At 55.8% G+C, this 20,855-nt stretch carries 20 protein-coding genes and 1 tRNA gene; 10 read left to right on the top strand and 11 right to left on the bottom strand.

Annotated features, from left to right (window positions below; all coding sequences use genetic code 11):
- Positions 1 to 18 precede the first annotated feature (18 nt).
- From J2T58_RS03890 to J2T58_RS03880, 3 genes are read right to left on the bottom strand one after another with little or no spacing between them, the layout of a single operon-like run.
- Positions 19 to 1,704: an ATP-dependent DNA ligase gene (locus J2T58_RS03890; protein WP_253487563.1), complete on the bottom strand. Its 1,686-nt coding sequence runs from the start codon at positions 1,702 to 1,704 to the stop codon at positions 19 to 21.
- 51 nt (positions 1,705 to 1,755) lie between these two features.
- Positions 1,756 to 2,907: a hypothetical protein gene (locus J2T58_RS03885; protein ID WP_253487561.1), complete on the bottom strand. Its 1,152-nt coding sequence runs from the start codon at positions 2,905 to 2,907 to the stop codon at positions 1,756 to 1,758.
- Positions 2,904 to 3,935, bottom strand: a complete 1,032-nt coding sequence (locus J2T58_RS03880) for a DUF2117 domain-containing protein (protein WP_253487559.1) — start codon at positions 3,933 to 3,935, stop codon at positions 2,904 to 2,906. Before J2T58_RS03880 ends, J2T58_RS03885 begins: the two co-directional genes overlap by 4 nt.
- A 289-nt stretch (positions 3,936 to 4,224) precedes the next feature.
- Here J2T58_RS03880 and J2T58_RS03875 point away from each other — a divergent pair, with 289 nt between their 5' ends.
- From J2T58_RS03875 to J2T58_RS03860, 4 genes are read left to right on the top strand one after another with little or no spacing between them, the layout of a single operon-like run.
- Positions 4,225 to 5,415: an iron-containing alcohol dehydrogenase gene (locus J2T58_RS03875; RefSeq protein WP_253487557.1), complete on the top strand. Its 1,191-nt coding sequence runs from the start codon at positions 4,225 to 4,227 to the stop codon at positions 5,413 to 5,415.
- Entirely contained in the window at positions 5,399 to 7,057 is a 1,659-nt protein-coding gene (locus tag J2T58_RS03870) for a sensor histidine kinase (RefSeq protein ID WP_253487554.1), read from the top strand. The genes J2T58_RS03875 and J2T58_RS03870 overlap by 17 nt, the downstream gene beginning before the upstream one ends.
- Before the next feature lie 4 nt (positions 7,058 to 7,061).
- Entirely contained in the window at positions 7,062 to 7,505 is a 444-nt protein-coding gene (locus tag J2T58_RS03865; protein WP_253487552.1) for a response regulator, read from the top strand.
- A 5-nt stretch (positions 7,506 to 7,510) separates the two neighbouring features.
- The gene (locus tag J2T58_RS03860; RefSeq protein ID WP_253487551.1) at positions 7,511 to 8,527 is read left to right on the top strand and encodes a response regulator; all 1,017 of its coding nucleotides are present in this window, start codon (positions 7,511 to 7,513) and stop codon (positions 8,525 to 8,527) included.
- Here J2T58_RS03860 and J2T58_RS03855 read toward each other — a convergent pair.
- The 3 genes from J2T58_RS03855 to J2T58_RS03845 are packed head-to-tail and all read right to left on the bottom strand — an operon-like array spanning position 8,520 to position 10,025.
- Positions 8,520 to 9,164 (bottom strand): DUF2284 domain-containing protein, encoded by a 645-nt coding sequence (locus tag J2T58_RS03855; RefSeq protein ID WP_253487549.1) that lies wholly within the window; start codon positions 9,162 to 9,164, stop codon positions 8,520 to 8,522. The two genes, J2T58_RS03860 and J2T58_RS03855, sit on opposite strands and share 8 nt — an antisense overlap.
- A 58-nt stretch (positions 9,165 to 9,222) precedes the next feature.
- The gene (locus J2T58_RS03850; RefSeq protein WP_253487547.1) at positions 9,223 to 9,657 is read right to left on the bottom strand and encodes an FAD synthase family protein; all 435 of its coding nucleotides are present in this window, start codon (positions 9,655 to 9,657) and stop codon (positions 9,223 to 9,225) included.
- Positions 9,654 to 10,025 (bottom strand): Mov34/MPN/PAD-1 family protein, encoded by a 372-nt coding sequence (locus J2T58_RS03845; protein ID WP_253487545.1) that lies wholly within the window; start codon positions 10,023 to 10,025, stop codon positions 9,654 to 9,656. The genes J2T58_RS03850 and J2T58_RS03845 overlap by 4 nt, the downstream gene beginning before the upstream one ends.
- Positions 10,026 to 10,109: 84 nt before the next feature.
- Here J2T58_RS03845 and J2T58_RS03840 point away from each other — a divergent pair, with 84 nt between their 5' ends.
- Complete coding sequence (locus tag J2T58_RS03840; RefSeq protein ID WP_253487544.1) at positions 10,110 to 10,835, top strand: M48 family metallopeptidase; 726 nt, start codon at positions 10,110 to 10,112, stop codon at positions 10,833 to 10,835.
- Here the strand turns inward: J2T58_RS03840 and J2T58_RS03835 are convergent.
- From J2T58_RS03835 to J2T58_RS03820, 4 genes are all read right to left on the bottom strand, one after another.
- Positions 10,832 to 11,476, bottom strand: a complete 645-nt coding sequence (locus J2T58_RS03835; RefSeq protein WP_253487543.1) for a HepT-like ribonuclease domain-containing protein — start codon at positions 11,474 to 11,476, stop codon at positions 10,832 to 10,834. The genes J2T58_RS03840 and J2T58_RS03835 overlap by 4 nt on opposite strands.
- A 15-nt stretch (positions 11,477 to 11,491) precedes the next feature.
- Complete coding sequence (locus J2T58_RS03830) at positions 11,492 to 11,704, bottom strand: hypothetical protein (RefSeq protein ID WP_253487542.1); 213 nt, start codon at positions 11,702 to 11,704, stop codon at positions 11,492 to 11,494.
- A gap of 97 nt (positions 11,705 to 11,801) precedes the next feature.
- The gene (locus J2T58_RS03825) at positions 11,802 to 12,887 is read right to left on the bottom strand and encodes an ABC transporter permease subunit (RefSeq protein ID WP_366518435.1); all 1,086 of its coding nucleotides are present in this window, start codon (positions 12,885 to 12,887) and stop codon (positions 11,802 to 11,804) included.
- The gene (locus tag J2T58_RS03820) at positions 12,884 to 14,692 is read right to left on the bottom strand and encodes an ABC transporter permease family protein (protein ID WP_366518434.1); all 1,809 of its coding nucleotides are present in this window, start codon (positions 14,690 to 14,692) and stop codon (positions 12,884 to 12,886) included. Before J2T58_RS03820 ends, J2T58_RS03825 begins: the two co-directional genes overlap by 4 nt.
- Before the next feature lie 144 nt (positions 14,693 to 14,836).
- On the opposite strand from J2T58_RS03820, the gene J2T58_RS03815 reads away from it, so the two are divergent.
- On the top strand, positions 14,837 to 15,730 hold the full coding sequence (locus J2T58_RS03815) for an ABC transporter ATP-binding protein (protein ID WP_253487541.1): 894 nt from the start codon (positions 14,837 to 14,839) through the stop codon (positions 15,728 to 15,730).
- 95 nt (positions 15,731 to 15,825) lie between these two features.
- A complete protein-coding gene (locus J2T58_RS03810) occupies positions 15,826 to 16,872 on the top strand; it encodes a DUF21 domain-containing protein (RefSeq protein WP_253487540.1) in 1,047 nt (348 codons plus the stop codon).
- Positions 16,873 to 16,962: 90 nt separating this feature from the next.
- On the opposite strand, the gene J2T58_RS03805 is transcribed toward J2T58_RS03810, so the two are convergent.
- Positions 16,963 to 17,036 (bottom strand) — tRNA-Lys (locus J2T58_RS03805).
- A gap of 97 nt (positions 17,037 to 17,133) precedes the next feature.
- Between J2T58_RS03805 and J2T58_RS03800 the strand changes: the two genes are divergently transcribed.
- Genes J2T58_RS03800 through J2T58_RS03790 form a run of 3 tightly spaced genes read left to right on the top strand, consistent with a single transcriptional unit; the run spans position 17,134 to position 20,855 of the window.
- Positions 17,134 to 18,606, top strand: coding sequence for a DHH family phosphoesterase (locus tag J2T58_RS03800; protein ID WP_253487539.1), 1,473 nt, complete (start codon positions 17,134 to 17,136; stop codon positions 18,604 to 18,606).
- Positions 18,596 to 19,216 carry a 6-hydroxymethylpterin diphosphokinase MptE-like protein gene (locus J2T58_RS03795; protein ID WP_253487538.1) on the top strand — a complete coding sequence of 207 codons (621 nt, stop codon included), beginning with the start codon at positions 18,596 to 18,598 and terminating at the stop codon, positions 19,214 to 19,216. The genes J2T58_RS03800 and J2T58_RS03795 overlap by 11 nt, the downstream gene beginning before the upstream one ends.
- Positions 19,206 to 20,855, top strand: a complete 1,650-nt coding sequence (locus tag J2T58_RS03790) for a radical SAM protein (protein WP_253487537.1) — start codon at positions 19,206 to 19,208, stop codon at positions 20,853 to 20,855. Before J2T58_RS03795 ends, J2T58_RS03790 begins: the two co-directional genes overlap by 11 nt.

Here is a 20,855-nt window from a genome sequence, read left to right as displayed (position 1 = left end):
GAAGAAGGTTCGACCCTCTTATATTAATGTATTCTTTCTATGAGGGTTCTCCTCTGTCTGTCGCGGACCCGCGGGATGGTACCGTCCGGTGATCGAGGCGAGTGACTCGATCTCGTCCATCCGCTTATCATCCCGGATACGGACAAATCTCGGGAACCTGAGTGCATAACCTGAGGCATAGTTTGGACTCTTCTGTATCTCCGAGTAGCCGATCTCAAAGATGATCCCCGGCTCAAAGGTGACCTCCTTTCCTGATTCGCTGATGACACGATCCTTAAAGAGATCATAGAGGATGCCGAGTGTCTCATCATTGATCCCGGTTGCTACCCTGCTCACCGGCAGGAGGTTATCCTGATCATCCCGGCATGCGAGGAGGAATGATCCGAAGTGACGGGCTCTCCGCCCCTCGCCCCACTCCCCTCCGATGACGGCGAGATCCATCGTCTCAACCTCAGGTTTGCATTTGATCCAGTGCTTCCCCCGGTTCCCCGGAATGTAGGGGGATGCCGGGCCCTTCAGCATAATCCCCTCATGGCCTTCATCGAGTGCCGCATGGTAGAAGGCAAGCAGCTCCTCTTCATCGGATGATCGAATCTGTGGAGCGACCGAGCCGGTGAGCGACTCCTCAAGGATCAGCCGCCGCTCTGAGAGGGGGAGATCGATGAGGCTTCTGCCATCCTTATAGAGGATATCAAAGACGAGGGGGATCATCTCGATCTCACCGACATGTCCCGCCACATCATGTTTCCTTCGGATCCGCCGCAGAACTGTCTGAAAAGGCATCGGATGGCCGTCTTTGATGGCGATCACCTCGCCGTCAAGGATAAGATCTCCCGAACAGACGGCATGAAGCTTCTCTGCTACATCAGGGAGTGCATCGGTGAGATCCTCAAGCCTCCGGGAGTAGATGACCGTCCGTTCATCTGAACGGTGAAACTGGAACCTGCTGCCATCATATTTATACTCGGCCGCGACCTCGCGGGAGCCGGTGATCATATCCTGGATCGTTCCTGCCTGAGCGAGCATCACCTTCACCGGCCTGAAAAGTTCAATCGTCACCTTCTCCAGGGCATCGGGATCTGATTTCGCAATACGTGCCACCTCACCGAGATCGTTGATCACCTGGTGTGCACGATCAACGAGGGCGGGGCTCACTCCGAAGGCACGGGCGATAGCATCACGCACATTTCCTTCCCCCACACCTATCCTGAGCTCCTCAAGCATCAGGCGGGTGAGATACCGGCCGTCAAGAGGTGAGGCATCTGAGAAGAGGAGTTGAATATTCCGTTGCTTCTCCCTTTGGGATTTTAGACCGCCGGTATCTGCCATCCGCTCAAATGTCGTGTAGACCTCTGCGAGTGTCAGCTCGTCGCCCGGAAAGAGGCGTGCCTGCTGGGTCTTCTCCCTGAGGAGAAACAATTCAACCGCTCTTCCTGCATCTCCTGTCTGGTTGACGAGCATGACGATATCCTGGCGTTTCTTTCCACCCACATACGCAACCGCATCATAGAGGAGATTTGGACCGATACCAAGATTTGCCGGGCTCCAGTCAGGGAAGATGAGACCCCGGATGAACCGGACGAAGATCGGCAGATCCTCCTCATCGAGGTCCGGAAGGACCCCTGCAATGAGGTCGATCATCTCAAGCCGGCCGGAGAGCTGTTCGATCCTCTCACACCAGAGGGCAAATTCAGAAAACAGCATAGACGTGGTTATACCTCTTCCCAGGGATGAATGAATCTATGGATCTAACTCTCAGAAGAAGTCGGCAAACGTCCTCTGGACCATTACATCCCGGATCAGCTCAGATTGGTGCCGCCAGAAGGATGATCCGAGAAGACGTGTGATCATCGCTTCAGCCGTGGTGAGATCCTGGGCGACGATCCCCCCGGATCGCATCGCCTGCCGTGACGCCTCCCGGATGACCCAGGTTCCAAGCGGTGCCCAGTACTCACCTGAGATATCACGGATGACGAGGGCACGGGCACATCTCCCTGTCAGGGCGAGATGTTCCAGAACAGCAAGACGGGCTGAATAGTAGGCTCCTGCAATCGGTGAATATCCCCTCTTCTTTCTCCCCTCGCCATCCACCACGACGACATCCCCGGTATCTCCCCAGAGGGACTGCTTCTGCCACCGCTCTATCATCTCGAACCGGAAATCCGATGAGGGGATGAGGAGGATGACGAGATGGTTTCCATGGAGGAGAGATCGGTATATCATGATATCGCCAAGCGGGGGGAGGCGTTCCACCTGTTTCCTGAGATGAAGTGAGACCATATCGTCCACGGCGGTGATCGCCCAGCGTGTCGGAACGAACCGCCGCTTCGATCCGAGGAGGCCCGCTGTCAGAAGATCGGTGATCCGGTAGACATCGATCCCATCATGATGAAGCGCAGAGACCGCCTCGGTTGCACGTATATCGGTATCGGAGGTGTATCGGTCGACCGCCGGCTCGACGACCGCATTATCGATGACATCGACCTTCTTCAACTGGCCGGAGAGGCCGATGGGTGCGATGGTCCCGTCAAAGGAGAGTCCGAACTGTATGGGTTTGACAAAGTGTGCCTCCACATCCAGAGGGCGGCGGGAGAGGGCGACCTCCTGCGACTTTTCAAGGACTGAGCCGATCGGCTGTGTTCCCCGTATGGTTCGTGAACGGATCGCGACGATATCATCTATCGAGAGATTCTTTGCGATCCAGTCGGTTGGTATATCCGGTTCACGGAGGAGGAGCGGGCCACCGATGACCTTTGGGTAGTTCCCGCTCCCGATGAAGACGGACGGGGCGGGACCCATATATTCGGAGACCGGCTTCTCACTCGTCTGTGCATAGAAACGCTGCATAACCGGGCACTTTGGCAGGCCACAGAGCCCCTTCCCCTTGCACTCGGCACAGCGCTTCACCGCAGATCCCTCACGATCCGGATCGTGCCGGAATACGTGCAGAGAATGTCCCGCACCAGTCGGTCCCAGCAGAGTTCTTCATCCCGGGGGATCGTCCCCGCAATCTCCCGCCCGACGTCGTCATCCGTTCCTGAGATGACATGGGCCACGACTGAGCCGGGGGCATACGTCTCAGGGACGATCCCGTCGGCATCTCCATCGGTGATCCCAAACACGGGGATGCCCTGGACAGCCCCGATATGGCCACATACAGCGGTGGTGTCATCACCGATGGTGACAATACCGGCGAGATCCGGGGTGATGATCCGGTAGATATCAAGTGCGGCGTGGTCGATGACGGCGATCTTTCCACACCCCGGTGCACGCCTGAGTGTTCTCTCCGGAAGGGAAGAGCGTATCTCCCCGCTCTTACACCATGCCCGGTCAAGGGGAGGGCACCCGATGGCAGCAAGCTTCTCCATCCCATGCGGCTTGACCCGGATGCCGGATACCGGGATGAGGGAGCCATTATCACGGGAGAGGATCACTTCCCTGGCGGTGGCATAGCCGATGGTGATCCCTTCCACACAGACCGGCTCACCCGGCAGGCAGCCATGGATTATCCGTTTTTCAGGAGTATTTCGGCAGGTTGATGATATCTCGATAACCCGACAGCCGATCCGGTCAGCGACATGTTCTGCAAGCTCCCTGTCTCCTTCATTCCAGAGATAACAGGTCTGATCCGAGCATTCAATATGAACAAGCCCCCTCCCCCCGGTGATCCGACCGGCGACGATCTCACCGAAGCATCGCCCCGACTCCGGGGTCTTCCCCCGGTTCACCAGGATGATATCTCCATCCATCCGGTTTATCACAATTGATGGGGGGAGATCAGCAGGTGTGATTGCTAGACCACTCTCGATCGCAGCGGTCCGCCCCATCACTCCTGCAACGATCAGGCGATCCGGATCAAGAATTCTGTTGATTCTGGCGGCATCCCCTTCATCAAAGACGGCCGGGCCATGGAATATGCAGGTGAGGGGTCGCATCTGATACAGTGTATGGTGATTCTCCGGGATAGCACTGTGGATTGATACTACCTATTATACAAAAAGTATTAATTAGTAAAACACTAATATAGATATTGTCCAAAAAGGACACACCATCCAGACCGGGCGCGCCAGAATATGGCACGTCCTCCACCTTAGCACCGGAGATGCTGCTACCCGCCACTTCAGGGTGGCAGATCATCACCCCATCCTTGTATACAGAGCGCTCCCGGTATCCTCTCTTCTTTCTCTCATCCTCCGGCTCACGGAAGGCGGTTTATTTATCGCTATGGAGGAGAGAATAGTTATCATACGGGGCTTCCTGATGACGGTGGATACTCTTCGAAAGTTTGTGATGCCCGAGGTGATCATCGGGGACGGTGCACGACGGCGTGCCGGTTTCTATCTTGAAAACTATGGTATACAGCGTCTTCTCCTCGTCACCGATCCCGGTATTGTCAGGGCCGGATGGGCTGATGAGATCCGTGCCCTTGCAGATGATCATGGTGTCACTGTGATGATCTTCAGTGGGATATCGGAAAATCCCCGGACCGATGAGGTTCATGCAGGGGCAGAGATCTACCATCGCGCCGGGTGTGACGGTATCCTTGCGATCGGGGGTGGCAGCCCGATGGACGCTGCAAAGGGCATCTCAATCCTTGCCACCAACGGCGGGGATATCCGTGAATACGAAGGTGTTGACCGGATCAGGCATATGGGTCCACCCCTCATCTGCATCCCGACGACGGCAGGAAGTTCAGCCGATGTCTCCCAGTTTGCGATCATCACCGATCAGGCAGAACAGAGGAAATTTGGGATCATCAGTAAGATGATCATCCCCGACATCTCACTCATCGATCCCTCCCTCCTGTCAACCCTTCCCCGGGAATTCATCGCATACTCAGGGTTTGACGCCCTGACGCATGCCATCGAGGCGTATGTCTCGACCGGAAGCTCACCAATGACCGATCTCCACGCATCTCAGGCGATACGGTTGCTGCACAGGGCACTTCCGGCTGCATACAGGAGCCGGGATGACGCATCTGCCGCAATGTCGATGATGCTTGGAAGCCTTCATGCAGGGCTTGCCTTCTCGAATGCGAGTCTCGGCCTCGTCCATGCAATGGGCCATGCCATCAGTGGCATGTATGATCTCCCCCATGGCGAGGTGAACTCACTCCTTCTTCCGCATGTCATCCGCTATAACTACCCTGCATCCATGGAACGATACAACCAGATTGCTCGCATTCTTGGTGCTTCTGATGAGGAGATACAGGAAGGCGGGGTATCCGCTATCGTCGATGCCATCAGGCGACTTGGAGGAGACGTTGGGATCACCGGAACGCTTGGAGACCGTGGGATGATGCATGATCAGATCCCTGATCTCGCCGCATCAGCAGTTCTCGATCCCTGTCTCGTCACAAATCCTGTATTTCCTGAGATAGAGGAGGTTATTGCTCTTTATGAAGCGGCGCTCTGAACCCGGTCTGCATGAACAGCAGCAGCTCCGGGAGAAGATACTCGGATTTGGAGAAGGCTCGCTCCGGAAGAGCCACTACCCCGAGCTTCGGGTTCGACTCCTCGAACTTGAGCGCTTTCGCTTTATTCTGGATCAGATCGATCTCGGGATTCTGATCATCGGGATGGATCATGATATCATCCTGGATTGTAATGAAGAGACCTGCCGCCTCTTTGGAAAGAGCAGGCGGGATCTCGTCGGCACAATGATAGAATCCCATCTCCATGATCACGGATGGTACAGACGGCTGAAGGCGGCAGGCGGCGGGGTTGAGACCCTTCCATATCATCCATCTGCCGGCTCCTCTCCCCGCTATCTTGAAGCAGCACTCCATCAGGTCTCGTTTGGTGGGGATGCGTACCTGATCACCATCACCCGGGATATCACCGATCAGAAGGCCGCATCTGATACCCTTCTCCGAACGAAGGATATGTTTGCCGCGGCATTCAGGCTGAGTCACCTGCCTGACGCATCCGAGGGGTGTATCCTCTCTGAGGCCCTGCAAAAGACCATCTCACTGACGCAGAGCAGGTACGGAATCCTCGGGGTTGTGAATCCTGACACGCGGTTCTTCACCATATACAGATCCGGTCCTGAATCCGGCAGCAGGACGGGGTTCTCGCCCATTGGGAAGAACGGTCCCTGGGAACGGATACTGATGGGGAGGGGAATGCCCGTCATCGAGGGGGGAACCCGGATGGATCTTCCGATTACGGACGGTGGATCCGTCGTTGCGATCATCTCCCTCTTTGAGAAGGCCGTCCCGTATGATGATCTCGATCTCAAGCAGGCATTGTACCTTGGCGAGATCCTCTGGCAGGTGATCCTCAGGAGGAGGGCTGAGGAACGCCTCAGAAAGCTGAACGCTGAGCTGGAAGAGCGTGTCAGCCGTAGAACGACAGAGCTTGCCATTGCAAACAGTGAACTTGAAGCCTTCACGTACTCCGTCTCCCATGATCTCAGGACACCGCTTCGGAGTATCGACGGTTTCTCCCTTGCTCTCCTTGAAGATTATGATGCCTCCCTCCCTCCTGAAGCCTCCGAATATCTCCACCGCATCCGGGCTGCCTCACAGAGGATGGGTGATCTCATCGAGGATCTCCTCCTCCTCTCACGAATCTCCCGAAAGGAGATCCGGCGTGAGCAGTTCTCACTCTCTGATCTTGCCGCCGAGGTTATTGCCGATATCTCATCCTCAGAACCAAGAGCCGATGCCTCTGTCCATATCCAGGACGGGATGATCGTCACCGCAGACCGGAGGATGATCCGGATCGCTCTTGAAAATCTCCTTGGAAATGCCTGGAAGTTCACCGGAGGCAACGAGAAGACGGTGATATCGATCGGGATGAGGGATGATGGGATCACCCCCGTCTACATCATCTCCGATAACGGAGCGGGCTTTGATATGGCGTATGCAAAGAAGCTCTTCATCCCATTCTCCCGGCTTCATGCACATGAGGAGTTCCCGGGTACCGGGGTCGGCCTTGCAACCGTATCCCGCATCATCAGGAAGCATGGAGGAACCATCCGTGCCGAGGCGGCAGTTGGTGGTGGAGCAACCTTTTATTTCACTCTGGGTTCCAAATCAGAGACAGGAGAATAAAGCCATGTTTTTGGATGAGACGATCCTCCTCGTCGAGGATAACCGTGATGACGAACTCCTGACGCTGCGGGCATTTGCACGCAACAGGATAGCAAATCCGATCGTCGTCGTCCGTGATGGTGAGGAAGCGCTGGATTATCTGTTTGCGAGGGGATCATATTCTGAACGCAAGCCCGATCTGTTTCCGGTGCTGATCCTCCTGGATCTCAAGCTCCCCAAACTTGATGGACATGAGGTGCTCAGGGCAATCCGGCAGGATCATAGAACCCGTCTGATCCCGGTCATTATCCTGACAACCTCTGCAGAAGACGAGGATATCATGGCGAGCTATGATCTTGGTGCAAACAGCTATATCCGAAAGCCCGTTGACTTCTCCGAGTTTATGGAGGCGATCCGACTGCTCGGCGCCTACTGGCTCCTCCTGAACGAACAACCCCGATTGAGGTGATATGCATGTATGAGAGACTCCGGGTGCTGATTGCGGAAGATACAGAGGATGACGCGCTGCTTCTTCTCCGGGCACTCAGAAAAGGGGGTTTTTATCCGGAACATACCCGTATCTGGACTGAAGAGGGTCTTGTATCTGCACTTGCAGAGCAAGAGTGGGATGTCATCCTTACCGATTACCATATGCCCGGGTTCGGGGGGGATCGCCTCATCCGGGTTCTCTGGGAGCGGGGGTATGATATCCCGATCATCATCGTCTCCGGCGCAATCGGGGAAGAGGCTGCCGTCTCCCTGCTGAAGGACGGGGCCGCCGATTATGTGATGAAGGACAATCTTATCCGTCTCATCCCGTCGGTGAACCGGGCACTGGCGGAGGCACGGGACCGTCAGGAGCGGCGCCGGGCAGAAGATGCCCTGCGTGACTCGGAAGAGCGGTACCGGAGCATGATGAGGCAGATATCAGAAGGTATCCTGCTCATTGACAGAAATACCCGCCGAATCATCGAGTCGAATGAGATGAGTTCCCGGATCCTTGGGTACCCGGAAGAGGTTCTCCTCAGAATGACCCTTGACGAGATTGCAGAGGGCTTCTTCCCCCAAAATCTCAATGAGAACAGGATCTTCGAGGGGGATATCCTGACACCCGAAGGCCGGTCTATCGACCTTGAGGTGAGTATCAGCCCAATCTCCATCAGGGACTGCCCGGAAGGGGTTTCTGCAGTCATCCGTGACATCTCCGGGAAGAAGGATCTTGAGAGGCGCCAGATTCAGGCATTCCTCCAGATAGACCATAATATCGAACAGTTTGCCATCCTTGCGGATCATATCAGAAACCCGCTCCAGGTGATCCTTGGCTACTCTATCCTCTCCGATGATGCCACCGCAGAGGAGATCATGGAGCAGGTTTACCGGATAAATGACATCATCCGGCAGCTTGATCATGGGTGGGTCGAGTCTGAGAATGTCCGTCAGTTCCTCAGGAGAAATTATCGTATTGGTGATGATTCCGTTGATCTCAGGTGATGAGGAGGAGGCCGACGGACCGGATATTCCCGTGGATGATCCTTCCGTACTCCAGATCAGCGCATGGGATCGGATCGATCTCCCATCCGACATGCCGTGCTGTTGCAAAGACATCCATCCCCACCGCCTCCATACTCGGCCGGACCCGGTCCATCATCCTGCAGGTCCGGCGGAGGCTCTCATCAACTGATCCTTCTGCCTCTTCTGCCACACAGGTCTCACAGAAGATGCATGGGTATGCACCAAAGGCAAACGCCTTGTAATACCCGTCATAAAACGCCATCTTCTCCAGTTCCCACATCGTCTCCCAGATCCAGAGGATCATCCTGCGATAGAATGAGTGGAAATCAGCCGGGATATCCTCTGGTCGGATCTCCGGGTGCGCGGGATCCTCGTCGAACCTGACGAGCATCGCCGTCCTGTATCCGGAGAGGACCCTTCGCATCTCCTCCGGTGACGGGGTGTGGGGAGGGCAGCTGAAGTGTTTGCCGTACCCCTTACAGCCAAAACGGCATTTCAGCCGGACCCATTCTGCAACCACAATCTCCCCGACCGGGAGGATTGCGGGAACACCCCCCTTCTCTTCCGCATGTGCAGAGAGGAGGGAGAGTTCATCAGCGAGATTTCGTTTTGCCATCCTTATCACATCAGGAGGGGACTCATCCTGATATCTGATAAAGGTTGGTCCGGCCGGCTCACCGAACGGGGGGATGGCCCCGCTGCATCAGGGCACGTTCGATGATCTGTGAGGATGAACAGAGTTCACAACTGCGGTACTCATCGATCCTGACAACAGGGATCGTAAACCCATGTCGTCTGAGCTCTTCTTCGAGGCTCTCCGGTGTGAACCGCTGGTTGCATCCGATGGTGATGATATCAGGGGCAATATCCCGGATCGGCTGGAATTTATCGGTTTTATCTCCAAGTACCGCATGATCGACCGGTTTTAATCCGAGAACCATCCTGAGCCGCTGGTCCTCGGGGATGATCGGTTTTGGCTTATGCCGGACATTCTCATCCCGGGCGACGATCACCCAGAGTTCATCCCCAAGAGCCCTGGATTCTACCAGGTAGAAGAGATGGCCGGGGTGAATGATGTCAAATGTCCCGGTTGCGACGACGCGGGTCATGGCAGAACCTCCAGTCCACGTGGCGTTCCGTCACGGGAGAAGGCCTGCCAGTCGTTCTGCCCGTATGGGTATCCGATGATCAGATGGCAGTTTCCAAACCTCGGAAAAAAACTGATATCCGCATCTGAAGGCTGAATAACACCGTTTGGATGGCTGTGTGCACTACCGGCAAAGCTCATGCCAAGTGGGATCATATCGGTGTATATAGACGCACTCCGTTCATCGAGCCGGGTCCCCGGGAGGAGATTGATGTCGGAGAGAACCCCGTCCTCGGCGATCAGGAGGGCGACAAACTCGAGAGGATGCTGGCTCTTTGCCATCTCAAGGAGTGTGGAGAGTGTATCGCGACTGATGGCATGAATCTTCATTGTCTGTAATTATGTGCGTCCGCTGACTATGAAAGCTTGTGGAAGGATACAATTCATCAATCCGGCAGGCGTAGTACTTCATGAATGAAGGGGCAATGCTGGATTGATGGTGACGAGATCACCTTTTATATTGCCATCAACCGGCGGCGGAAGCGTACAGCCCTTGCTATCCGGGATGATCTGGCAGTCGAAATCCGGTCTCCCTACCCCCTTTCCCAGGAGATCGCCGTCTCATTACTGAAGGCTGAAGCAGGCTGGATCGGCAGGGCACGCCTGAGAAAAGGGAAGGCTCTCAAGGAGACACCGGTGCAGGGATATGAGGACGGGGCAACGATTCTCTTCCAGGGCCGCCCCCTCACGATCCGGCATAACAGAACCGGGGACGACTACTTCGCATATATCGCAGGGGATCAGCTGCACCTCTGCCTCCCTCCGGATGGTAACATTCAGGGCGACAGAGACCGGATCGTCCGGGCGGTCATCAGCTGCTACTCCTCTGCAGTCCTCCCATTCGCTGAAAAGATAGCGGGAGAGACGGCCGAAGCAATCGGTGTTCCTATCCCGCGTATCAGGTTCGGCTACCAGAAGCGGCGGTTTGGCTCATGCACACAGAGGAACGGGATCATCCTTAACATCCGGCTTGCCCAGGCACCTCCCGACTACCTGAAATACGCGGTTGTGCATGAGGTCTGCCATCTCCGTGAGGCGCATCATCAGAAGCCGTTCTGGGAGCTCGTCGAATCCGTCCTCCCGGAGTACAGGGAACACCATGCGAACCTCCGGAAGGAGGGGATGCGGTATTCCTTTTAAAAGAACCGGCGGAGCCCGGTCTTCTCCGTCTTACCGGCACCCGCCTGCGCACCAAGCGACCGCCTGATACCTGGTACCTTCTTCCGGACCATCGCCCAGACGAGCTGGAGATCCGTCCCATACCATGAGGTGACCACCTCCGGAAGGCCGCTGAGTGCATGCCATGGGATGGAAGGGTGGGCAGCTTTCATCTCAACTGAAATACCGCGTGAGAGGAGACCGATGGCACTGAGCTTTCCCAGCACCCCTGCCTGAGCCCTTCTGTCCTGCAGGAAATCCTGATACTGCATCCCCTGGCAGAAGGTCTCGATATCCGAGAATGATGAGGCGATCTCTTTGAGAAAGAACCGGGAATGATCCCCCTCTGCCCCCTCTCCCCCAAATAGGAGCGGCCTGAGCTCATCCGGTACGCCATTTATGGAGATGACCGGGACATGCTGGCCGGTCTTCTCCCTGATGTAGGTGGAGAGGCCTGCCATATCGAGGAGATCCCGATCATCCGAGAGGGCGACGATGACCGATACCTCCCCGTCACCCTGGATCTTCGGGCCGAATGTCCCAAGTTTTGTTACACCAAACATCTCTGTCATCTCGTCCTTCTGTCTTGTCAGAATGGACGTAATCTCCTGCCGCGATCGCACGCTATCCCCTCCTCTTCATCTCTCTCTCCCCATATCCTGCCGGAACCGCTCCTCCATATACTGTGATACCGCAGGTCTGTTCCGGCTCTTCTTTCTTCGCCGCATCTCTCTCTGGCGCTGAAGGGAGATGATCATGGTGATGGAGATGTACGTGAAGAAGATGAGGAGTGCTATTGCGCCCGTCAGGAAGAGGTAGGCGACGATACCGGGTGTCTGGTAGAGGGCCATGTAGGATGATCTCTGATTGTACCACTACCCGATAACGTTTTCTCTCTGTCTTTTACCGGCCGCCAGGATGCAGAGGTGCGACCCTCTGATCCTGGTGTCACCCTTCCCGTAATGGGAGGGTGCTGATGTATGCTGCATACCGGTTGAGCAGGACCGAGAGGATTACTGCAACTGCGACCACTCCTGCAAGAATGAGCCAGTGCAGGGATCCGATCGTTCCGACAGCCAGGCGGACGAGGAGATTCAGAGGATTGTATGGCACTGACATAATGAAGATGATCACCACAACGACTGCTGTTGAGAAGACGAACTGGGCACTCGTCCTCTCGCGGTAATGGAGGGCGACGAGAGCGCCGATTTGGATCAGGACCATCGATCCGGCGATGACATGGAGGAGCATCTGCACCGGGTTCTGGACGGCGATCCCGTTGATCCAGAGGAGGGCGAGCCATGCCGCCGACTGGAATGGAACGATGAGGATACAGGCGAGTATCTTCCCCCAGATCATCTCTCCATAGGTCACCGTCGTCGAGAGGAGGGTCTCGAGTGTTTTGGACTGGTACTCCTCGGTGATGAGGTCGATGATCAGCGCGGCGGATATGATCGCCGGCATAAAGATGAGGAGCGGGATGAGGAGGCCAAAGACAAACTCGAAGTAACTGGATCGCCCGCCGGTATCAGGGAAGTTCAGCTGGATCGGGTCCATTATCAGCCGGTCCGCACGCACGCTCCGCAGCTCATCCTCATAGACAAGGAATGCCTCCTTCATCTTCACCTCGACGACTGCCGCCTGGATATCATTCTGGAGGGTGTAGAGTGTGACGATGACAGGCCCGGGATCGTCAGGAGGTATGTCCGGGACCAGGACGACGGCGGAGAGCTGCCGTTCCTTCAGTGATGCGATTGCAACATCGAGATCGAGATTGTATGCAACGAGATCCCTCCTCTCGTTAATAATCTCGAAGAGATCGCCCTCCTCACCGACATACCCGATCCCATATTCGACACCCCGGTATCCGGCAAGAGCGTCGGGATCGTACATTGAGGTGAGACCGATCATCAGAAACGATGAGAAGAGGGCGATAAAGAGCTGGAGCAGGATGGCAAAGACGATGGTCTTCTCTGCATAGATCCCGGAGAGCTCCTTTCTGGCTATAATTCCAATATTGCGGCTTTTCATCATGGGATCACCCCGATGACGGCGAGATTATAGATGACATGAACGACGGTTGCACAACAGAGTGCAGGGATATACATCCGGAGTCCCCCGGCCTTCAGGGCGACTGCAACGATCCCAAGGCAGACCGCATGGAGGAGGAAGGGCATCCAGAGCAGTTCAAGGGAGAGGAAGAGGATGCTCCCAAAGACCGACTCTGTCACCTGGGCGATGGTCGCAAAGAGGAGGAGCTTCTCACCCGCAAGGAAGCCGAGGGCAGTCGCTCCTGAGCCGAAGATGACGTGCCGCCAACTCAGCCCTCCGGGGAGTATCTTCGCAAGTGCATAGATCCCGATCGACTTTGCAATCTCCTCGGTTGCTGCGGCAAAGCCGAGCAGGAGGAGAAGGGAGAGCGGCATCGGGAGGTTGAAGACGAAGACAAGCCCCATCATCTGGACCATGAAGACGAAGGGGATGACGAGCGCTCCAAGACTGAAGAGGGAGAGGAGGGTGTACTTCGTCGATATCCCGGCTGATATGAACTCCATTGTCCGTGGAATGAGGCTACGGAACGAGAAGAGCCGCTCTTCATTGAAATTCACGACGCCGGCATAGAGGAGGATTGCGCTGGTGAGGTAAAAGAGCGCGGTGGAGTAGATATACTCGGTGAGTGTGAATGCATCTCCCTGGATTTCAAGGACGATCAGGGTGAGGGGGGAGATGAGGGCGATCACATGCACATTGGCAAAGATGCTTGGGAAGAAGAGGTATGAGGTTGCGACTGTTGAGAAGAAGATCGAGAGGAAGGAGAGCTCTTTAAAGCTCCTGGCAAGCATCCCGATGACGAGGGCAGCAGCAAGGAAGAAGAGGATCACCGGGATGAGCGGGAGGATAACAATCGGAGGGAGGCCGCTGATCAGGATGATCACTCCCGAGATGGCGACCATCAGGAGGAAGTAGGGGAGTGCCTTTCCGAGGATGATGGCTGACGGGTGAGAAGGTGTTGAGAGGAGGATCTCTCCACGGCGCTCGATCCGTTCGTTCATAATACTCATCATGAAGAACTGGGATGTGAAGTAGAGGGGGAAGATGAAGACGAAGATCAGGATGATCGAATCGAACGGGAGTGGCGGGGCGAGCTGTGCAGGTGTCCGAAATGTCCCTGTTCCCGATTCAACCCCGAAGGTCTGTGCATATCTCCTGATCTGATCGTCCTGCACCGCGGACCTTGAGATCTCTGCCCTGAGCTGCTCCGGGTCATAGGGGATCTGTACATCAGGTGTTGCCACCGGAACGATGGGCTGCTGCGGAGCAGGTGGCCTCTCTTCCGGAACCGGCGATACCCGGCGGCCTGCCTCTGTGGCGGTAAAGTCAAGCAGGCTTCTCTCGTACTGGCGGTCTATCCAGAGCGGGTATGCCGCATACAGGTCCGGCTCTCCGGCATTGATGAGAGCGGTATACCTCTCATATACCTGACTGAGTGCCCCAAGGGCAGCCCTTCCCTTCTCATCATCGCGGACATAGACCTCGCTTCCAAGGATGATGATATCATAGAACTGGCGGTTCTCCCAGAGCGCTCCTCCACCATCCAGATAGATGGTGAACCGGGTGTCGGCTGCGATCATCTCCCCCGCCTCCCGGTTATCGGTTCCGAGGCGGTAGATCCCATCCTGAAGGTGCACCCCGCTCGAGGCCGCAAACCCCGATGCGAGGATGAGGAGGATGAAGAGGATGATGGCAGCAGGCAGCACGCCACGCCCCATCGTCGAGAGGGTCCGGCGAAGCTCCCAACGGGATATGACGCTGATCTGCCTGAGGATATGCATCCGCATAGCCAGAAATTCGGTTGTTATCCTATAAAAGGATCTTCAAAGATGCAGAGTCAGGATATTCACCCTCCACGTAATTGAACCGCATCCTCGACCTGAAGATGCATATTCGGGAAGTTTTATTCGTCCTGGTGCCGATTGTGAACTATGATCCATGGCCGGGGTATTCGAAAAGAGTTTAACGGATTCACTGCACTGAAGGGTGTCGATATCGACCTGTCCGAGAGCGGTATCTATGGGATCATCGGCCATAATGGCGCCGGAAAGACGACGCTCCTGAAGATCATCTCGGGCCTTCTCACTCCGACCACAGGCACCCTCGTCATCGACGGGATCGATGCCATTGCAGACCCGATGGCGCTGAAGATGCGGCTTGGGTACCTTCCGGAGGAGTCACGCCTCTATGATACGATGACGGTGGATGCCTATCTGAACTTCTTTGGGGATATCTACGGAATGACCCGGCCGGAGATACAGCGGCGCTCCGATGATCTCCTCTCCTCACTTAGTCTCGACCATAACGGGAAGAAGATCGGCGAGCTCTCAAAAGGAATGCGAAGAAAGGTCGCCATCGCGCGATCCCTCCTCCATGATCCCGATCTCCTGGTCTATGACGAGGCGACCTCCGGCCTTGACCCGATGACCTCACGGTTCATCACCGGCTATCTCCGTAATCTGAAGCATGAGGGCAAGACGATCATCATCTCCGCCCATAATCTCTACCAGGTGGAGGAGATCTCAGACTGGGTTCTGATCCTCTCTGAAGGGGAAGAGGTCGCCTCCGGCTCCATGGATGAGCTCAGGGAGAGGTTCGGCTCGATCACCTACGTTATTCACTTCCGGATCGATGATCCCGCTTCCCTCCCTGGAATCGGGGGTATCATCCAGGATGACGGCATGTACAGGGTGAATGTCAAGACCCTTCCGGAGCTGAATGCGGCAACCGCTCACATATCTTCATCAGGGGGGCGTGTTGAGCGGATTGAGTCACGATATCCAAGCCTTGAAGAGATGCTGATGGCTGTGGGGAAGAAAGGATAACGATCCGATCCGACGGGTTCTCCTCTCCGGCGAGGGTATGATAAGGTCCGGCGTTCATCCCCTCTTCTGGAACTATTCCCGGAGGGCTTGAACGCGTGACTCTTCTCATCTGGTCTGGCATCATTCTCTGCATCACCCAGTCTGCGATTTTTTCCGGGCTGAACCTGGCCTTCTTCACGATCAGCAAGCTTGAGCTGGTGATGGAGGCCGGGCGTGGCAACAGGGATGCCCGCCGGGTGCTCGCGCTCAGGGAGGATGCGAACTTTCTGCTCGTCACGATCCTCTGGGGCAATGTTGCTATCAATGTCCTCCTCGCCCTCCTTGCAAACTCAGTCCTTGCCGGAGTCATGGCGTTCCTCTTCTCAACCGTCGTTATCACCATCGTGGGAGAGATCATCCCCCAGGCGTATTTTTCACGCCACGCTCTCCGGGTCGCCTCTTTCCTGTCCCCGGTTCTCCGTCTCTACCAGATCCTCCTCTATCCGGTTGCAAAACCGACCGCGCTCATTCTGGATCGACTCCTTGGCCCGGAGGGGATTCGGTACTTCCGGGAACGGGATCTCCGGGAGCTGATCAGGCTGCACATGGAGTCCTCAACGACCGAGATAGAACGGATGGAAGGGCAGGGGGCACTGAATTTCCTCGCGCTCGATGATCTTCCCCTGGCAGCGGAGGGGGAGCCGGTCGACCCGGAGAGCATCATACAATTAGATGTTCTGGATGCGCTCCCGGTCTTCCCCCCGATTACCAGGGAGATCTCTGATCCCTTCCTCCAGAAGATTCAGTCTTCAGGGAAGAGCTGGATCGTCCTCACCGATTCTGAAGGGACCCCTCACATGCTCCTCAATGCCGATGGGTTCATCCGTGACCTCCTCTTTGGCAAAGGACGGTTCATCCCGTACCGGCACTGCCACCGCCCAATCATCTTCCGGAAGAAAAATGCAACCCTCGGGGAGGCACTCCCCCTCCTCAGGGTTCAGCCAACACGACATGGAGATGATCTCATCGAAGATGATGTCATCCTCCTCTGGGGCGATGAACGGCGAATTATAACCGGATCTGATCTGCTTGGACGGCTCTTCAGGGGGATCGTCCGCAATCCGGGGGTTCCTGATCAGAATACGAATGCTGGTATGCGCTGATCCGGTATCAGGGGGCTCCATGGCTCTGGTGACGGGATGAGATGCCCCAGGTCGGGGGGAAGATGATAATCGAAAAAGAAAAGATGAAAACGGGCCTGAAGGGATTTGAACCCCTGACCTACGGATTAAGAGTCCGTCGCTATGCCTAACTAAGCTACAGGCCCTCTGTTTGACCTAATACCGTTGATTTCATACCTATATATTACTTGTGAATTGCTCCTGAAACAGCATTATTATCTGGGAGCCCCGATAACTAGATGTATGGCGGATGGAGGCAAAGGTGACCCGAAGCCAAGGGTTCGGTATATGGTATTTGGCTGCGGGAGCATCGGCTATAACGTCATCGAAGAGCTCCTGAAAGAGACGACGAATATTATTGTCATCGATTCGGATGAGAAGAGGGTCGAGGATCTAAAAGACCAGAAATATCAGGCACTTGTCCGGGATATCTCAGATCCCGATCTCTTTACAGACCTTCCGATCCCGGAGATCGTCTTCATCCTCTCAAGCAATAAAGAAGCCAATCTCAATGCCGTGGAGCAGACAAAGAAGACGCATCCACAGGCCTTCTCAATAGCACGGGCGGTCGATCTCTTCTCCGTTGATACCCTTGTTGAAGCCGGAGCTGATGTTGTCCTCTATCCTCAGCAGGTGGTGGCCAGGTCCGCAGTTCATCATATGAAGACGCTGACCGCCGCACGGAGTGCGCACCGTCTCTATTCTATCTTTGAGAACTGGACCGGAACTCTTGGTGTTCTCACACACAGAAACCCGGATCCCGACTCGATATCAAGTGCGATGGCCCTCTGCGCCATTGCCCAGGATGCTGCAAAAGGGCAGCTGGCCTGCCGTATCCTCTATGAAGGAACCGTCGGGCACCAGGAGAACCGTGCCTTCGTCAACCTTCTTGACATTCAGATGGAGAGGATGACCCCGGAGAAGCTGGCAGAATGCAACCATCTTGCTCTCGTTGACTCCCCCGGGCCGGGAATCAATAATGATCTCCATCCCGGCACCCATGTCGATATCATCATCGATCATCACAGCATGGAGGGGATAGAACGGAGCTACAAACCTGATTTTATTGATATCCGTCCTGAGAGCGGTGCAACCGCCAGCATCTTCGCCCAGTATCTTCAGGAGCTTGATGTCCCGATAGATACGAAGATCGCAACGGCCCTCTACTATGGCATTCGCGCAGATACCCGTGAGTTCAGACGCAATGTCACCCCGAATGATCTGTATAATGCAGCATATCTCCTTCCCTTATCTGATACCGATCTCCTGGACAAGATCATGTCCCCATCGTTTTCACAGGAGACGCTTGAGGTGATGGGGAATGCCATCTCCACCCGTTCCATTAAGAACGGGTATCTCTTCTCAAATGTCGGCTATATCAGGAACCGGGATGCGATTCCGCAGGCGGCTGATATGCTGGTGAATCTTGAGGGTGTGACGACGGCGCTCGTCTATGGTATCTCCGATGCCCATATCATCATATCTGCCCGTAATAAGGATATCCGGGTTCATATTGGCAATGTTCTGAAGGAAGCCTTCGGGGACTTCGGTGATGCCGGCGGCCACGGAACAATGGCAGCTGCACAGATCCCATTAAACTACTTCTCAATGGTCCGTGACAAGGAAGACCTCCTTCAGATGATCATCGATCCGATCCTTCACAGGTTCACTGATATTGTTGGTATCGATGATAATGGGGATAAAAATGAGATTTGAGGAGTTCGAACCTCATTATCGTGAGATCCTCGATTACTTCGGCTTCGACCGGGCCGATGATGAAGAGGCAGCCCTCCTCCTCAACGATCTGCTTGATCGTGATGATCTTGCGCTTCTCAGGGATCGGATCTCAGGCAATGCCGTGACAGTCTGTGGAAACGCAGAGATCCTCAGGGAGCAGCTTCGTGAGATTGATGGTGTTGTCATCGCCGCAGATGCTGCAGCCCTCGTCCTCTATGATGCGGGGATTATCCCTGACATCATCTTCACCGATCTCGATGGTGCCGATGATCCCTTCATCACGATGAATGAGGAGGGGACCCTTATCGTTGTCCATGCCCATGGCGACAATACAAAACTCCTCTCCCGCTGGGTCCCACGCCTGACGGGGCCTCTTGTCGGTACCACGCAGAGCCGGCCGCTTCCGGGAATCCATAACTTTGGCGGCTTCACCGATGGTGACCGTGCCGTATTTGCCGCAGATGAACTGGGAGCAGCGACGATCACAATCCTCGGCTTCGATCTCTCGGACACCTCTGTCGATCCGATGAAGCGGGGAAAACTTCTCTGGGCACGGAAGCTGCTTGGGATGATCGGCTATGACCTCTGAAGCACTGATCATCGACGGGTATGTCGATGAGCCCGCGTGTCTCGGGGTGCCCCCGTACATCTCCCCCTACATCCGGACGGTCGCCGGTGTTCTGTATCAGGCAGGGTACCGGGTGCAGTACAGAACGATCGATGAGATCCGTTCCGCACCGCAGGAGGTGCAGAGCCTTCGAAGTATCCCGCTTGTCGTTGTGATCGCCGGCCAGACGGTGCCTGGGAAGTATCTTGCAGGAACTCCTGCAACCGCAAATGAGCTTCACCAGATCGGATCGCTCTTTGAGGGGAGTGATGCGTTGCTGGGTGGCCCGGTTGTCCATGGGATCTCCTCAGGCGGGGGTACACGGGCGGTGAAGGAGCTGATGGCCGGGTACCGGGCGCTCCTTATCGGTGATCCAGCTACCGCACTTCAGCGGTTCCTCGAAGGCTCGGATCCCGCTGGTGACGAGGTGTACGATGAGAGCAGGATCTGGAGCATCCTCGGTGCGGAGATCATCAGGGATCACCCGCTCTATCCGAATATCGTCATCGAGCTTGAGACCGCAAAAGGATGCTCCCGCTCAGGGACCGGGGGCTGCTCCTTCTGCACAGAGCCGTTCTATGGGCAACCCAGGTACCGTCCGGTACCGATGATTGAAGAGGAGGTCTCTGCGCTGTATGCCGCCGGTGCCCGCCATTTCCGCCTTGGCCGCCAGCCGGATCTCCTCGCCTATGGAACAGGGGGAGGAGAATTCCCGGTCCCGGATCCGGAGAAGATCCGATCGCTCTTCACTGCCATCCGCAGGGCTGCGCCGGATCTCCGAACCCTTCATATCGATAATGTCAATCCGGGAACAATCGTTCATCATGAGGATGCGTCGCGTGCGGCGCTTGCCGCTATCGTCGAAGGCCATACCCCGGGGGATATCGCCGCATTCGGGATGGAGACTGCTGATCCAGCCGTCATCTCTGCAAATAATCTCAAGGCAATGCCGGATGAGGTGATGGATGCGATCCGGATCGTCAACGAGGTGGGGGGCAGCCGCGATGCAGACGGGGTCCCGCATCTCCTTCCCGGACTGAACTTCGTCTGCGGGCTTGCTGGCGAGACCGAAGAGACCTACGAGCGCAACCGTGCCTTCCTTGAAGGTCTCCTCTCCTCCGGACTCCTCGTCCGGCGTGTAAATATCCGGCAGCTGATGCCGTTTGAAGGGACACGTGCATATGAGGAGAACACGCTTGATCAACACCATTCACTCTTCCGCTCCTTCAAGGACTGGACCCGGAGAAGCTTCGATCCCGTTATGCTCGAACGGGTATTTCCCATCGGGACGATACTGCGGGGGGTGGGAATCGAGGTTGCCGGCCAGGTCTCGTTTGGACGCCAGATGGGGACCTACCCGATCCTTGCCGGGATTCCACTGCCGCTTCAGGAGGGCGACCACCTTGATGCCGCTATTGTCGGATATGGAAGCCGATCACTCACCGCCCTGCCCGTCCCAATTATGATCAACACGCTCCCGGCATCTGCATTGAAGGCACTCCCCGGCATCGGGAAGAAGACCGTGGCATCGATCCTGGTGCGGCGCCCGTTCCAGGATATCGCCGCCTGGATGAAGGTGACCGGGGGTACTCTGATCGATGATCTGATCGCCTTTGATTGA

The organism is Methanocalculus alkaliphilus, from assembly GCF_024170505.1.
GTDB lineage: Archaea > Halobacteriota > Methanomicrobia > Methanomicrobiales > Methanocorpusculaceae > Methanocalculus > Methanocalculus alkaliphilus.
This window is presented reverse-complemented; position numbering and strand designations above follow the sequence as displayed.

Bases quoted from the DNA above. Each gene is read 5' to 3' on its own strand.
- J2T58_RS03845 (WP_253487545.1), bottom strand. From the start codon at position 10,025: ATGAAGATTCATGCCATCAGTCGCGATACACTCTCCACACTCCTTGAG.
- J2T58_RS03860 (WP_253487551.1), top strand. From the start codon at position 7,511: ATGTATGAGAGACTCCGGGTGCTGATTGCGGAAGATACAGAGGATGAC.
- J2T58_RS03800 (WP_253487539.1), top strand. From the start codon at position 17,134: ATGGCGGATGGAGGCAAAGGTGACCCGAAGCCAAGGGTTCGGTATATG.
- J2T58_RS03825 (WP_366518435.1), bottom strand. From the start codon at position 12,887: ATGATGAAAAGCCGCAATATTGGAATTATAGCCAGAAAGGAGCTCTCC.
- J2T58_RS03850 (WP_253487547.1), bottom strand. From the start codon at position 9,657: ATGACCCGCGTCGTCGCAACCGGGACATTTGACATCATTCACCCCGGC.
- J2T58_RS03880 (WP_253487559.1), bottom strand. From the start codon at position 3,935: ATGCGACCCCTCACCTGCATATTCCATGGCCCGGCCGTCTTTGATGAA.
- J2T58_RS03865 (WP_253487552.1), top strand. From the start codon at position 7,062: ATGTTTTTGGATGAGACGATCCTCCTCGTCGAGGATAACCGTGATGAC.
- J2T58_RS03840 (WP_253487544.1), top strand. From the start codon at position 10,110: ATGAAGGGGCAATGCTGGATTGATGGTGACGAGATCACCTTTTATATT.
- J2T58_RS03890 (WP_253487563.1), bottom strand. From the start codon at position 1,704: ATGCTGTTTTCTGAATTTGCCCTCTGGTGTGAGAGGATCGAACAGCTC.
- J2T58_RS03790 (WP_253487537.1), top strand. From the start codon at position 19,206: ATGACCTCTGAAGCACTGATCATCGACGGGTATGTCGATGAGCCCGCG.
- J2T58_RS03795 (WP_253487538.1), top strand. From the start codon at position 18,596: ATGAGATTTGAGGAGTTCGAACCTCATTATCGTGAGATCCTCGATTAC.
- J2T58_RS03830 (WP_253487542.1), bottom strand. From the start codon at position 11,704: ATGGCCCTCTACCAGACACCCGGTATCGTCGCCTACCTCTTCCTGACG.
- J2T58_RS03875 (WP_253487557.1), top strand. From the start codon at position 4,225: ATGGAGGAGAGAATAGTTATCATACGGGGCTTCCTGATGACGGTGGAT.
- J2T58_RS03820 (WP_366518434.1), bottom strand. From the start codon at position 14,692: ATGCGGATGCATATCCTCAGGCAGATCAGCGTCATATCCCGTTGGGAG.
- J2T58_RS03815 (WP_253487541.1), top strand. From the start codon at position 14,837: ATGATCCATGGCCGGGGTATTCGAAAAGAGTTTAACGGATTCACTGCA.
- J2T58_RS03870 (WP_253487554.1), top strand. From the start codon at position 5,399: ATGAAGCGGCGCTCTGAACCCGGTCTGCATGAACAGCAGCAGCTCCGG.
- J2T58_RS03855 (WP_253487549.1), bottom strand. From the start codon at position 9,164: ATGGCAAAACGAAATCTCGCTGATGAACTCTCCCTCCTCTCTGCACAT.